At 71.1% G+C, this 13,584-nt stretch carries 12 protein-coding genes; 7 read left to right on the top strand and 5 right to left on the bottom strand.

The features are described 5' to 3' along the window. The first annotated feature begins 3 nt into the window (after window positions 1–3). Window positions 4–1,023, top strand: coding sequence for a YihY/virulence factor BrkB family protein (locus CCO02nite_RS11655; RefSeq protein WP_146843314.1), 1,020 nt, complete (start codon window positions 4–6; stop codon window positions 1,021–1,023). A gap of 9 nt (window positions 1,024–1,032) precedes the next feature. On the opposite strand, the gene CCO02nite_RS11650 is transcribed toward CCO02nite_RS11655, so the two are convergent. The 5 genes from CCO02nite_RS11650 to sdhC are packed head-to-tail and all read right to left on the bottom strand — an operon-like array spanning window position 1,033 to window position 5,344. Beyond that, entirely contained in the window at window positions 1,033–1,785 is a 753-nt protein-coding gene (locus CCO02nite_RS11650; RefSeq protein ID WP_146843313.1) for a phosphotransferase, read from the bottom strand. Between the two features lie 54 nt (window positions 1,786–1,839). After that, window positions 1,840–2,604 (bottom strand): succinate dehydrogenase iron-sulfur subunit, encoded by a 765-nt coding sequence (locus CCO02nite_RS11645; RefSeq protein ID WP_146843312.1) that lies wholly within the window; start codon window positions 2,602–2,604, stop codon window positions 1,840–1,842. Then, window positions 2,604–4,448: a succinate dehydrogenase flavoprotein subunit gene (sdhA, locus tag CCO02nite_RS11640; protein ID WP_146843311.1), complete on the bottom strand. Its 1,845-nt coding sequence runs from the start codon at window positions 4,446–4,448 to the stop codon at window positions 2,604–2,606. Before sdhA ends, CCO02nite_RS11645 begins: the two co-directional genes overlap by 1 nt. Before the next feature lie 15 nt (window positions 4,449–4,463). Further along, complete coding sequence (sdhD, locus tag CCO02nite_RS11635) at window positions 4,464–4,922, bottom strand: succinate dehydrogenase, hydrophobic membrane anchor protein (protein ID WP_146843310.1); 459 nt, start codon at window positions 4,920–4,922, stop codon at window positions 4,464–4,466. Next, window positions 4,922–5,344, bottom strand: a complete 423-nt coding sequence (gene sdhC / locus CCO02nite_RS11630; protein ID WP_146843309.1) for a succinate dehydrogenase, cytochrome b556 subunit — start codon at window positions 5,342–5,344, stop codon at window positions 4,922–4,924. Before sdhC ends, sdhD begins: the two co-directional genes overlap by 1 nt. 191 nt (window positions 5,345–5,535) lie before the next feature. Between sdhC and CCO02nite_RS11625 the strand changes: the two genes are divergently transcribed. From CCO02nite_RS11625 to CCO02nite_RS11600, 6 genes are all read left to right on the top strand, one after another. Beyond that, a complete protein-coding gene (locus tag CCO02nite_RS11625) occupies window positions 5,536–6,645 on the top strand; it encodes a mannose-1-phosphate guanylyltransferase (RefSeq protein ID WP_146843308.1) in 1,110 nt (369 codons plus the stop codon). A gap of 70 nt (window positions 6,646–6,715) precedes the next feature. Next, window positions 6,716–7,993, top strand: a complete 1,278-nt coding sequence (locus CCO02nite_RS11620) for an amidohydrolase (RefSeq protein ID WP_146843307.1) — start codon at window positions 6,716–6,718, stop codon at window positions 7,991–7,993. A gap of 188 nt (window positions 7,994–8,181) precedes the next feature. Further along, the gene (locus tag CCO02nite_RS11615) at window positions 8,182–9,297 is read left to right on the top strand and encodes a BMP family lipoprotein (protein ID WP_146843306.1); all 1,116 of its coding nucleotides are present in this window, start codon (window positions 8,182–8,184) and stop codon (window positions 9,295–9,297) included. 104 nt (window positions 9,298–9,401) lie between these two features. Beyond that, window positions 9,402–10,997: an ABC transporter ATP-binding protein gene (locus tag CCO02nite_RS11610; protein WP_146843305.1), complete on the top strand. Its 1,596-nt coding sequence runs from the start codon at window positions 9,402–9,404 to the stop codon at window positions 10,995–10,997. Next, complete coding sequence (locus CCO02nite_RS11605; protein ID WP_371862508.1) at window positions 10,994–12,280, top strand: ABC transporter permease; 1,287 nt, start codon at window positions 10,994–10,996, stop codon at window positions 12,278–12,280. The genes CCO02nite_RS11610 and CCO02nite_RS11605 overlap by 4 nt, the downstream gene beginning before the upstream one ends. Beyond that, window positions 12,277–13,575, top strand: a complete 1,299-nt coding sequence (locus CCO02nite_RS11600) for an ABC transporter permease (RefSeq protein ID WP_146843304.1) — start codon at window positions 12,277–12,279, stop codon at window positions 13,573–13,575. The genes CCO02nite_RS11605 and CCO02nite_RS11600 overlap by 4 nt, the downstream gene beginning before the upstream one ends. Window positions 13,576–13,584 lie beyond the last annotated feature (9 nt).

The raw sequence follows: 13,584 nt of genomic DNA, 5'->3' as shown, positions 1-13,584 counted from the left end.
ACGATGAGCGCCCCTCCCGATCCGGCGGTCCCGCCCCGAGGCGCCGGTGCGGCGCACGCCCACGCCGCTGCGCAGGCACCGGACCCGGACGCCGCGGGCCCGGGTCACGTCGACGGCGCCAGGCCCTCGCTCGTCAGCCGGGCGAAGGCGCTCCTCGTGTGGTGGCAGCAGACCCGGCCGGCACGTGCGAACGCCCGGTTCGGGGCGCGCGGGGGCGGCGTGCTCACGGGTGGCATCGCGTACGCGACGCTGTTCTCCGTCTTCGCGGCGCTGACGTTCGCCTGGACGATCTTCATGGCCGTGCTGGGTGGCAACGCGGAGCTGCGCCAGAAGGTGCTCGACGCGATCGACGAGGCGCTGCCGGGCATCGTCGACAACGGCAGCAACGGCGGGGTGATCTCCCCGGACTCGCTGAAGCTCACCGGTGGTCTCACCGTGGCGGGGGTCGTCGCCGTGGTCGTGCTGATGCTGTCCGCGCTCGCTGCCACCGGGGCACTGCGCACCGGCGTGCGGGCGATGTTCGCCGACGAGGCGGGCGGTGGCGACAACGCGGTCGTCGGCAAGCTGCGCCAGCTCGTCGGGCTCGCGGGCTTCGCGTTCGCGATCCTGCTCTCGGTCCTGCTCACCACCGGGGCCACGGCCGCCGCGCAGTGGGTGCTGCGTGCGCTCGACCGGGGCGCCGCGGCCAACGTCACGCTGCAGGTCGTCGCGGTCCTCGTCGCGTTCGTGCTGGACGTCGGGGTGTTCCTGCTCGTCGTGCGGGTGCTCGCCGGCGAGTCGCCGCCGAGGCGGGACCTGGTGCTGGGTGCGCTCGTCGCGGGGGTGGGCATCGGTGTGATCCGGTACCTCGGCACCTCGGTGGTCGCGGGGAGCGCGACCTCGAACCCGGCGTTCGCGCCGTTCGCCGTCATCCTGACGTTGCTGGTCTGGGTCAACCTCATCGCGCGGATCATGCTGCTCGCGGCGGCGTGGGTCGCCGACCCGCCCCTCGATCGTCCCGACGAGCATCCCGACGAGGTATGACCGGGCAGGTCAGCCGTGTGCGATCGCGTCCACCAGCTCGTCGGTCCGGCCGATCAGCACGCGCAGGCGTGCGAGCGTCGCGGCGGGCTCGCCGCGCTCGCGCAGGTTGAGCATCCCGGCATCGCCCGCGCGCTGGCCGGCGGAGATCCGGTCCGACGAGTCCGTCATGCGCTGTTCGACATGACGCAGGAGCGAGACCGGGTCGACGTCGCCGTACCCGTCGGCGAGCACGCGCAGCCCGTGGGCCATGCGCCGCGCGTCGTCGTCGGGATGCAGCAGGGGTGACGCCCAGGCGAGCATCGCCAGGTCGTCGAGCGGCACGCCCGGACCCGCGACGTCCCAGTCGAAGACCCCGACGAGCTCGTCGCCGTCGAACGCCAGGTTGTACATCGCCATGTCGTGGTGGCAGATGATCTGCCCGGGCGCGAGCGCAGTCTCGACGAAGCGCCAGCGGCGCGACCCGCGCGGGAAGTCCGCCACCACGCGGTGGTACTCGCGCAGCCAGCGTGCCGTCGAGGTGAGCTGGGCGTCGGTCAGCTCGCGTTCGCCGATCGGGACGACCTCACCCGGCAGGTACGTGAGGATCTCGCGATCGCGCTCGTCGATGCCCAGCGCGCGGGGCACGAGCGGCAACCCCGCGGCGGCCAGGAACCCCAGCAGCTCGTGCACGGCGGGTGTCCACGGCCCGGTGGGTCGCCGCACCGTGTTCCCGACGAGCACCGCCCCGCCCACGTTCCCGCCCGGCAGCCTGATCTCGTCCACGCCACCGCACCCTAGTCGCGCCGGTCCGACCCGGGTCCGGCCCGCGCGTCGCGGTCAGAAGGCGCGCGTGATCATCGCGCGCTTGACCTCCTGGATCGCCTTGGTGACCTCGATGCCGCGGGGGCACGCTTCCGTGCAGTTGAAGGTCGTGCGGCAGCGCCACACGCCCTCCTTGTCGTTGAGGATCTCGAGGCGCTGCGCGCCGCCCTCGTCGCGGCTGTCGAAGATGAACCGGTGCGCGTTGACGATCGCGGCGGGCCCGAAGTACTGCCCGTCGGTCCAGAACACCGGGCACGACGAGGTGCACGAGGCGCACAGGATGCACTTCGTCGTGTCGTCGAACCGTGCGCGCTGCTCGGCCGACTGCAGGCGCTCCTTCGTCGGCTCGTGCCCCGTGGTGACGAGGAACGGCATGATCTCGCGGTAGGACGCGAAGAACGGCTCCATGTCGACGACCAGGTCCTTGACCACGGGCAGGCCCTTGATGGGCTCGACCGTGATCGGCTTGGTGATGTCGAGGTCCTTGAGCAGCGTCTTGCAGGCCAGGCGGTTGCGGCCGTTGATGCGCATCGCGTCCGACCCGCACACGCCGTGCGCGCACGAGCGGCGGAACGTCAGCGAGCCGTCCTGCTCCCACTTGATCATGTGGAGCGCGTCGAGCACGCGGTCGGTGCCGTGCACCTTGACCTGGAAGTCGTCCCAGTGCGCGACCGTCTCGCCGCCCTCGTCGGACGGGAGGTAGCGCATGACGCGCATCGTCACGGTGAACGACGGAACGGCGCCGACCTTGGTGGGGGAGTCCTCGATCGCGGCAGTCATCAGTACTTGCGCTCCATCGGCTGGTAGCGGGTCACGGTGACGGGCTTGCTGCCGAGCACGAGCTGGTAGTCGTCGAAGGTCTCGGCGTGGCTGAAGGCGCCCTTGGCGTCGCCGCCGGTGCGCTTCTTGCGGCCGGTGGTGGCCGGCAGCGGACGGCGGTAGGCCATGGTGTGCCGCATGAAGTTCTCGTCGTCGCGGTTCGGGTAGTCCTCGCGGAAGTGCCCGCCGCGCGACTCCGCCCGGTTGAGCGCGCCCACGACGACCGTCTCGGCGATGTCGAGCAGGAAGCCGAGCTCGACGGCCTCGAGCAGGTCCGTGTTGAACGTGCGGGACTTGTCCTGCACGGAGACCGCGCGGAACCGCGTGTGCAGCTCCTTGATGTCGGCGAGAGCCTGTGTCAGCGACTCCTGCGTGCGGAACACCTGCGCGTTGGCGTCCATCGTCTCCTGCAGCGCGCGGCGGATGTCCGCGACCCGTTCGCCGTCGGGACGCGTGCGGATCGTCTCGAGCCCGGCCTCGACAGCCGTCGCGGGCTCGTCGGGAAGCGGCACGAAGTCGGCGGTCGCGGCGTACGCGGCCGCGGCGCGCCCGGCGCGCTTGCCGAACACGTTGATGTCGAGCAGCGAGTTGGTGCCCAGGCGGTTGGAGCCGTGCACCGAGACGCATGCGACCTCGCCGGCGGCGTACAGGCCCTTGATCACGTCGGTCGCGTTGCGCAGCACCTCGCCCTCGATGTTCGTCGGGATGCCGCCCATCGCGTAGTGCGCCGTCGGGTAGACCGGCACGGGCTCGGTGTAGGGCTCGATGCCGAGGTACGTGCGCGCGAACTCCGTGATGTCCGGGAGCTTGGCGTCGATGTGCGCGGGTTCCAGGTGCGTGAGGTCGAGCAGGACGTAGTCCTTGTTCGGTCCGGCGCCGCGGCCCTCGCGGACCTCGTTCGCCATGGACCGGGCGACGATGTCGCGCGGGGCGAGGTCCTTGATCGTCGGGGCGTAGCGCTCCATGAAGCGCTCGCCGTCGGCGTTGCGCAGGATGCCGCCCTCACCGCGCGCGGCCTCCGAGAGCAGGATGCCGAGACCCGCGAGGCCGGTCGGATGGAACTGGAAGAACTCCATGTCCTCGAGCGGGATGCCGCGGCGGTAGGCCAGCGCCATGCCGTCGCCCGTGAGCGTGTGCGCGTTGCTCGTCGTCTTGAAGATCTTGCCCGCACCGCCGGTCGCGAACACGACCGACTTCGCCTGGAAGACGTGGATCTCGCCGGTCGCGAGGTCGTAGGCGACGACGCCCGAGACGTTGACCTCCTCGCCCTCCTCGACCTCACCGGCGGCCAGGTCGTGGTCCACGAGCAGGTCGAGCACGTAGAACTCGTTGAAGAACTGGACGTCGTTCTTCACGCACTGCTGGTAGAGCGTCTGCAGGATCATGTGACCCGTGCGGTCCGCGGCGTAGCAGGCCCGGCGCACGGCGGCCTCGCCGTGGTTGCGCGTGTGCCCGCCGAACCGGCGCTGGTCGATGCGCCCCTCGGGCGTGCGGTTGAACGGCAGGCCCATCTTCTCCAGGTCGAGCACCGCGTCGATGGCCTCCTTGGCCATCACCTCGGCGGCGTCCTGGTCGACGAGGTAGTCACCGCCCTTGACGGTGTCGAACGTGTGCCACTCCCAGTTGTCCTCCTCGACGTTGGCCAGCGCGGCGCACATGCCGCCCTGCGCCGCACCCGTGTGGGAACGCGTCGGGTAGAGCTTGGTGATGACCGCGGTGCGCACGCGCGTCGACGACTCGAGGGCCGCGCGCATGCCCGCGCCGCCCGCGCCGACGATCACGACGTCGTACTGGTGGGTCTGCATCTCGTCGGGGTCCTCTCAGGCCGTGCAGAACGACGGCAGCAGGTCGAGCGGGGCGTCGGTCGGGCACGGGTCGAACGTGAAGATCACGAGCGTCCCGAGCACGACGACGACGAGGAAGGCGAAGTAGAGCAGGCCCTTGAGCGCGAGCCGCAGCCCGTCCCGGCTCGCGTAGTCGTTGATGATCGTGCGCACGCCGTTGGTGCCGTGGATCATCGCGAGCCAGAGCATCAGCAGGTCCCAGACCTGCCACAGCGGCGAGGCCCACTTGCCCGCGACGAAGCCGAAGTCGATGGCCTTGACGCCTTCGCCCGCGACGAGGTTGACGAACAGGTGGCCGAAGATCAGCACCAGCAGGATCACGCCGGACGCGCGCATGAAGACCCAGCCGTAGAGCTCGGTGTTGCCGCGCGTGGTCAGGCGCGACGGGCGGGCGCGCGGCGGGCGCGGCGCCTTCGGGTCGGCGATCGTGGTCATCACTCGCCCCCGAACACGTGCATGAGGTGCCGCGGCAGGAAGCCCGCCATCGTCACGAAGAACAGTCCGATGACGACCCACAGCATCACGCGCTGGTACTTCGGGCCCTTGGCCCAGAAGTCGACCAGGATGATCCGGATGCCGTTGAACGCGTGGAACACGATCGCGGCCACCAGGCCGGCTTCGCCGAGGCCCATGATCGGGTTCTTGTACGTCCCGATGACGTCGTTGTAGTCCTGCGGCGAGAGCCGCACGAGCGACGTGTCGAGCACGTGGACCAGCAGGAAGAAGAAGATGGCGACGCCGGTGACGCGGTGCGCGACCCACGACCACATTCCCTCGCGACCCCTGTACAGGGTCCCGACGGGTGCCTTGCGGGTCTTGGCCGGCGGTCGGGGCGGCGCGGGGGGCGCTGCGGACACGGGGGATCCTCCTGGCGAGTCAGAGGTGGGACGTCGGTGTCCCGTTCGAGTCCTCACTGTATCGACCTCGCGCACGTCGGCCGCGCCGGGTAGGCCTTTGGTCCCGCCGGTGTGAGCCATCCCACACGCGGCTCGTGCGGTGGCCCGGGGCCGGCCCACGGACGCGCCGGCCCGCCGCTACCCTGGCGGCCATGGCGACCCCTCTGTCCGGCTTCCACGCCGTCGTCCCCGCGGGCGGCGCGGGCACCCGGCTGTGGCCGCTGTCCCGGGCCGGTCACCCCAAGTTCCTGCTCGACCTCACGGGCTCGGGCCGCACGCTGCTGCAGGCGACCGTCGACCGGCTCGCACCGCTCACGGGCGAGGACGGCGTCGTGGTGGTGACGGGCGTGCGGCACGCCGACGAGGTGGCGCGGCAGGTGCCGGGGCTCACGACGGGCCCGGGCGGCCGGCTGCTCGTCGAGCCCTCGCCGCGCGACTCGATGGCCGCGATCGGCCTGGCCGCGGCGGTGCTGCTCGAGCGGCACGGGCCCGACGTCGTGATCGGGTCGTTCGCCGCGGATCACGTCATCGGCGACACGGACGAGTTCCACGCCGCGGTGCGCGAGGCGGTCGAGGCGGCCCGCGCGGGCTACGTCGTGACCATCGGCATCCGCGCGACGGGCCCGTCGACCGCCTTCGGGTACGTGCAGGCGGGCGAGTCCGCGGGCGTCGCGGGCGCACCGGGTGCCCGGCGTGCGTCGGGCTTCACCGAGAAGCCCGACGAGCAGACGGCGCGCGCGTACCTGGCGACGGGGGAGTACCGGTGGAACGCGGGCATGTTCGTCGTGCTCGCACGCGTGCTGCTCGACCACCTCGACGCCCAGCTCCCGGCGCTCGCGGGCGGGCTGCGCACGATCGCCGCCGTGTGGGACACGCCCGAGCGTGACGACGTGCTGTCCGGGGTGTGGCCCGGGCTGACGAAGATCGCGATCGACCACGCCATCGCCGAGCCCGTGGCCGCGGCCGGCGGCGTCGCGATGGTCCCGGGCGAGTTCTCGTGGGACGACGTCGGCGACTTCGCCTCGCTCGCCGGGCTCGTCCCGGGCGGGACGCTCGGTGATGCGTCGGCGGTCCTGCGCGTGGATGCACCCGACGCGTTCGTCGTGACCGGCGGCGACCGGACCGTCAGCGTCGTCGGGCTGCCCGACGCCGTCGTCGTCGACACCCCCGGCGCGCTGCTCGTCACGACCCGCGCGCACGCCCAGCAGGTGAAGGCCGCCGTCGACGCCTGGCGCGCGCAGGACCGCGACGACCTGCTCTGAGCGCGCGGCGCGACGAGCGCGGCGTGAGACCCGCGGACGGCCGCTCCGCACACGGCGATAACCTCGACGGGTGCCTCTCGAGACCGGACCCGTGCCCTCCCTCGACTCGGTGCGCCCGGCTCCGACCTCCGCCGGTGCGCTGCGGCTGATCGCCGAGCTCGAGGGTCTGCGCGACGAGCTCGTCGCGATCCGGCGCGACCTGCACGCGTATCCCGAGCTCGCGCGCACCGAGGTGCGCACGACGCGGGTCGTGGCGGACCGGCTGACCGCGGCCGGGCTCGAGCCGCGGCTGCTGCCGGGCACCGGCCTCGTGTGCGACATCGGTCCGGCGCACGCCGCCTCGGGACAAGGCCTCGTCGCGCTGCGGGCGGACCTCGACGCGCTGCCGCTCGCCGACGCGTGCGGGCTGCCCTGGCACTCCACGCGCGCCAACGTCGCGCACGCCTGCGGGCACGACGTGCACACCACCGCCGTGCTCGGTGCGGGCCTCGTGCTGGCGCGGCTCGCGGCCGCGGGCGAGCTGGCGGTCGGCGTGCGGCTGATCTTCCAGCCGGCCGAGGAGGTGCAGCCCGGCGGCTCGCTCGACGTGATCGCGGCAGGCGGGCTCGACGGCGTGAGCCGGCTGTTCGCGGTGCACTGCGACCCCAAGCTCGACGTCGGCTTCGTTGGTACCCGCATCGGACCGATCACGTCGGCCTCCGACGAGGTCACGGTCACGCTCACAGGCCCGGGCGGGCACACGTCGCGGCCGCACCTGACGGGTGACCTGGTGTTCGCGCTCGGCCAGGTGATCACGCAGGTGCCGGCGATCCTCGGGCGTCGGCTCGACCCGCGCAGCGGCGTCAACCTGACGTGGGGAGCGGTGCAGGCCGGGACGGCGCACAACGTCATCCCCGGTTCGGGCCAGCTCCGCGGCACCCTGCGGTGCCTGGACGTGCGCGCGTGGGAGCAGGCCACGGACGCGTTCCACCAGGCCGTCGAGCAGGTCGTCGCGCCGCTGGGCGTCGAGGTCGAGGTGCGCCACCAACGCGGCGTCCCGCCGGTCGAGAACGACGAGCGGGCCACGGGTCTGCTCGAGGCGGCCGCGCGCGACGTGCTGGGCGAGGGGTCGGTGACGCTGACCGAGCAGTCGCTCGGCGGCGAGGATCTCGCGTGGTACCTGACGAAGGTGACCGGTGCGATGGCGCGGCTCGGGACCCGGACGCCGGGCGGCCCGACGTACGACATCCACCAGGGCAACATCGTCGTCGACGAACGTGCCGTCGAGGCGGGTGCGCTGCTCCTCGCGCGGGCGGCCGTGCTGTCGGGAGGGGCCCGCGGAGAACGTCCGCATCGCGAGACGCCGTGACCGCTACCTGGGCGGAAGTTCCAACTCCGTAACGGATCGCCCCTGATACCCGCCGGTAACTCGCGCGTCATCCCAGCCTCACTAGAGTCCGAAGCATCCGAGCCGGTTGGCGGCCCCAGCCGCCGAGCCGGTGACCGACGCCCGCGCAACCAGCGCGCAGCGTCCCGAGATGACCCAGGAGATGACGCGTGAAGAACTTCCTTCGAGTGGCAGCGCTGAGCGGGGCCGTGGCCCTTGCTCTCGCGGCGTGCGGTGACGCCCCGGACGACGAGGCGACGCCCGGTGGCGAAGAGACCGCGACCTCCGCGGCACCGACCGTCGAGCCGGTCGACTTCAAGGCCTGCATGGTCTCGGACTCGGGTGGCTTCGAGGACAAGTCCTTCAACCAGTCCGGTGCCGAGGGCCTGCAGCGCGCGGCCGACGAGCTCGGCGTCGAGATCAACAAGGTCGAGTCGACCGCCGCGACGGACTTCACGCCGAACATCGACCAGATGATCGCGGACAAGTGCGACCTCATCATCGGCGTCGGCTTCCTCCTGGAGGACCCGATCCAGGCGGCCGCCACGGCGAACCCGGACGTCAACTTCGCGCTCATCGACTCGTCGTTCTCCGACGAGACCTTCGCCCCCGTGACGCTGGAGAACGGCAAGCCGCTGCTCTTCAACACGCAGGAGGCGTCGTTCCTCGCCGGCTACGTCGCGGCGGGCATGTCGGCCACCGGCACGGTCGCGACCTTCGGCGGCATCAAGCTCCCGTCGGTGACGATCTTCATGGACGGCTTCGCCGACGGCATCAAGCAGTACAACACCGACAGCGGGACCTCGGTGAAGCTGCTCGGCTGGGACAAGGACAAGCAGGACGGCCAGTTCACCGGCGACTTCGAGAACCAGGCCAACGGCCAGAACCTCGCCAAGGGCTTCATCGACCAGGGCGCGGACATCATCATGCCCGTGGCCGGCCCGGTGGGTCTTGGTGCGGCGGCGGCGGCCAAGGACGCCGGCGACGTCTCGATCGTCGGCGTCGACGCCGACTGGTTCCTCACGGCGCCCGACTACTCGTCGATCGTCCTGACCTCGGTGATGAAGGAGATCGGCGCGGCCGTCTTCGACACCATCAAGGAAGCCTCGGAGGGCAACTTCACGTCCGACCCGTACGTCGGGACGCTCGAGAACGAGGGCATCGGCATCGCGCCGTTCCACGACTTCGACTCGAAGGTTCCGGCGGAGCTGAAGACCAAGGTCGACGAGCTCACGCAGCAGATCATCAGCGGCGAGCTGAAGATCGAGTCGCCGAGCCAGAACTGACCTGACCGGCGGTGGCCCGGGCGACATGCCCGGGCCACCGCCGCGCCCCGTGGGGGCTGGCCTGCGGCTAGGGTGCTGACAACGACGCGAAGGAGCGTGACCTCGTGAAGCTCGAGCTGCGGGGCATCACCAAGCGCTTCGGCGCGCTGGTGGCGAACGACCACATCGACCTCGTCGTCCAGCCGGGCGAGATCCATGCGCTGCTGGGCGAGAACGGGGCTGGCAAGAGCACGTTGATGAACGTGCTCTACGGCCTGTACGACCCCGACGAGGGCGAGGTGCTGCTCGACGACGAGCCGCGCGTCTTCGCCGGACCGGGCGACGCGATGGCCGCCGGGATCGGCATGGTGCACCAGCACTTCATGCTCGTGCCGGTGTTCACCGTCGCCGAGAACGTCGCGCTCGGCCACGAGCCCGTCAAGGGCGGCGGCCTGATCGACCGCGCCGCGGCGCGCAAGCTCGTCAAGGAGATCTCGGACCGGTTCGGGTTCGACGTCGACCCGGACGCGCTCATCGAGAACCTGCCGGTCGGCGCGCAGCAGCGCGTCGAGATCATCAAGGCGCTCTCGCGCAAGGCCGAGGTGCTCATCCTCGACGAGCCGACCGCGGTGCTGACGCCGCAGGAGACCGACGAGCTCATCGGGATCATGCGCCAGCTCAAGGAGTCGGGCACCTCCATCGTCTTCATCACGCACAAGCTGCGTGAGGTCCGCGCGATCGCGGACCGGATCACGGTCATCCGGCGCGGCAAGGTCGTCGGCGAGGCGTCGCCCACCTCGACCGAGCAGGAGCTCGCCTCGCTCATGGTGGGCCGTTCGGTCTCCCTCGGGGTGGACAAGGGCCCCGCCGAGCCGGGCGAGGAGACCGTCCAGGTGCGCGGCCTGACCGTGATCGACCCCGCCGGCGTGCGGCAGGTCGACGACGTGAGCTTCGGCGTGCGACGCGGCGAGATCCTCGCGATCGCGGGCGTTCAGGGCAACGGCCAGACGGAGCTCACCGAGGTGATGCTCGGGCTCACGCAACCCGTCGCGGGTTCGGTGCAGCTCGACGGCGACGAGCTCGTCGGCCGGTCCGTCAAGGAGGTGCTGCGCGCCGGTGTCGGCTTCGTGCCGGAGGACCGCACGATCGACGGGCTGGTCTCCGAGTTCTCGGTCGCCGAGAACCTCGTGCTCGACCTTCACGACGTGCCGCCCTTCGCCCGCAGCGTGCAGATGAACCTCGCCAAGGTGCGAGCGAACGCCGAGCAGCGCACGGTCGAGTTCGACGTGCGCACGCCGTCGGTCGAGGCGGCCGCCGGCACCCTGTCAGGCGGCAACCAGCAGAAGGTCGTGCTCGCACGCGAGATGAGCCGCCCGCTGCGCCTGTTCATCGCGTCGCAGCCGACCCGCGGCCTGGACGTGGGCTCGATCGAGTTCGTGCACCAACGGATCGTGCAGGAACGCGACCACGGCACGCCGGTGATCATCGTCTCCACGGAGCTCGACGAGGTGCTGGGGCTGGCCGACCGCATCGTCGTGATGTACCGCGGACGGATCGTCGGCGAGGTGCCCGGTGGCGCGGACCGTGACGTGCTGGGCCTCATGATGGCCGGCGTCCCGCTGGCCGAGGCGCAGGCCCAGGCCGCCGCGCACCACACCACTCTCGGCGGGGCCGATCTCGAGGCCGAGCACGGGACCACCACCGAGGAGGCAGACCGGTGAGCACCCCGCCCCTTCCCGACCCCGAGGTCCCGCCGCCCGCCGCCACGGGCACCGCCGCCGTCACCACGACCGACGAGAAGCCGCCGCCGCAGGGCAACACGGTCATGCGCGAGATCCTCTCGAGCGGCTGGCTCGTGACGGTCCTCGCGGTGGTCCTCGCGCTCGTCCTGTCCGGTGTGCTGATCGCCGCCGCCGACGACGACGTGCAGGCTGCTCTCAAGTACTTCTTCTCGCAGCCGATGGACACGTTCGCGGCCGCGTGGAGCGCGGTGTCGAGCGCGTACGTCGCCCTGTTCCAGGGCGCGGTCTTCGACACCAACGCCGAGACGTTCACGGCCGCGATCAAGCCGCTGACCGAGACCATGACGGTGTCGATCCCGCTGATCCTCGCCGGCCTCGGCCTCGGCATCGGCTTCCGTGCCGGCCTGTTCAACATCGGCGCCCAGGGCCAGATCATCCTCGGTGCGATCTTCGCCGGCTGGGTGGCCTTCCACCTCGACCTGCCGGCGTACCTGCACCTGCCGCTCGCCATGCTCGCCGCGATCGTCGGTGGTGGTCTGTGGGCCGGCATCGCGGGCTTCCTCAAGGCCCGCACGGGTGCGCACGAGGTGATCGTGACGATCATGCTCAACTCGATCGCCGTGTACCTGATCGCGTACCTGCTCACCACGCCCGTGCTGCAGAACCCGGGCAGCACGAACCCGATCTCCCCGGCCGTGCCCAAGTCGGCGCAGTACCCCCTCCTGCTCGGTGACAGCTTCCGGCTGCACGCCGGTTTCATCGTCGCGATCGTGGCCGCGATCTTCGTCTGGTGGCTCATGGGCCGCTCGACCATCGGCTTCAAGTTCCGGGCCGTCGGCGCCAACCCGCACGCCGCGCGTACCGCGGGCATCTCGGTCAACGCGTCGTACGTGTGGGTCATGCTCGTGGCCGGTGCGCTCGCAGGCCTGGCCGGTTCCGCACAGGTGCTGGGCACCGACAAGGTGCTCACCGCCGACGTGGCCGCCAGCTTCGGCTTCGACGCGATCACCGTCGCCCTCCTGGGTCGCTCCAAGCCGCTCGGCACGTTCTTCGCCGGTCTGCTGTTCGGCGCGCTGCGCGCCGGCGGGTTCGCGATGCAGGCACGGACGGGCACGCCGATCGACGTCGTGCTCGTCATGCAGTCGCTCGTCGTCCTGTTCATCGCAGCACCGCCGCTCGTGCGGGCCGTGTTCCGACTGCCCGCCCCCGGACCGCGCAAGGCCCGAGCCGCCCGCTCGACGACGAAGGAGGTGGCGGCATGAGCGCCCCGACGACGGACCGCCCCGCGGCCACCGCGCCCGACGAGGCGGCCAAGCCGCTAGCGCCGATCAGCTGGAAGGCGCCGACCGGGTACGGCGTGTTCTCCGTGCTCTCGCTCGTCCTGTTCGGGCTGCTGCCCGACTCCGGCCGCGAGTCGACGTTCACGATCTCGACGAGCAAGGACTTCTTCCAGATCGACCCCATCACGGTCCCGTCGAAGTCGACCGCGATCCTGCTCTCGCTGATCGCGCTCGGCCTGGCCGTGTTCTCCTACGTCGAGACGAAGAACCGTCGCAAGGTCGGTGTCTGGCTGCCGGCGATCTTCGGCGTCTGCGTCGTGATGGCGTTCCTGGTGTGGGCCGACGCGGGCAAGGACTCGCCGATCCCGCTGACCGGGCTCCTGCAGGGTTCGCTGTTCCTCGCGATCCCGCTGGTGTTCGGCGCGCTGTCCGGCCTGCTCTGCGAGCGTTCGGGCATCATCAACGTCGCGATCGAGGGGCAGCTCCTCGCGGGTGCGTTCCTCGCCGCCGTCGTCGCGTCGATCACGTCGTCGGCGTACGCCGGCCTGATCGCCGCGCCCATCGCGGGTGCGCTGGTCGGAGCGTTGCTGGTGCTGTTCTCCATCAAGTACGTCGTCAACCAGATCATCGTCGGCGTCGTGCTCAACGTGCTCGTCATCGGCGTCACGAGCTACCTGTTCTCGACCGTGCTGAAGAACGACGCGGCGCGCTACAACTCGCCGCCCAAGCTGCCGACGATCGACATCCCGGTGCTGAGCCAGATCCCCGTGATCGGCCCCGTGCTCTTCCGCCAGACGGTGCTCGTCTACGTCATGTACGTCGTCGTCGCCCTGCTGCAGATCTTCATCTTCCGCAGCCGCTGGGGCCTGCGGCTGCGCGCGGTCGGCGAGCACCCCAAGGCCGCGGACACCGTCGGCATCAAGGTCAACCGCACGCGGATGCGTTCGACGATCCTGGGCAGCGCGGTCGCCGGGCTCGGCGGCGCGTTCTTCACGGTCGCGGCGGGGCTTGCGTTCGGCAAGGAGATGACCGGAGGCAAGGGCTTCATCGCCCTGGCGGCCATGATCCTCGGCCGCTGGAATCCGGTCGGAGCGCTCGCCGCGGCGCTGCTGTTCGGCTTCTCGGACAACCTGCAGGTCGTCCTCGGCATCGTCGGGACGCCCATCCCGAGCCAGATCATGCTCATGACGCCGTACGTCGTGACGATCTTCGCCGTCGCGGGCCTCGTCGGACGTGTGCGCCCGCCGGCGTCCGAGGGCATCCCGTACGTGAAGTGAGGTGAACCC

The organism is Cellulomonas composti (genome assembly GCF_007990245.1).
GTDB lineage: Bacteria > Actinomycetota > Actinomycetes > Actinomycetales > Cellulomonadaceae > Cellulomonas > Cellulomonas composti.
This window is presented reverse-complemented; position numbering and strand designations above follow the sequence as displayed.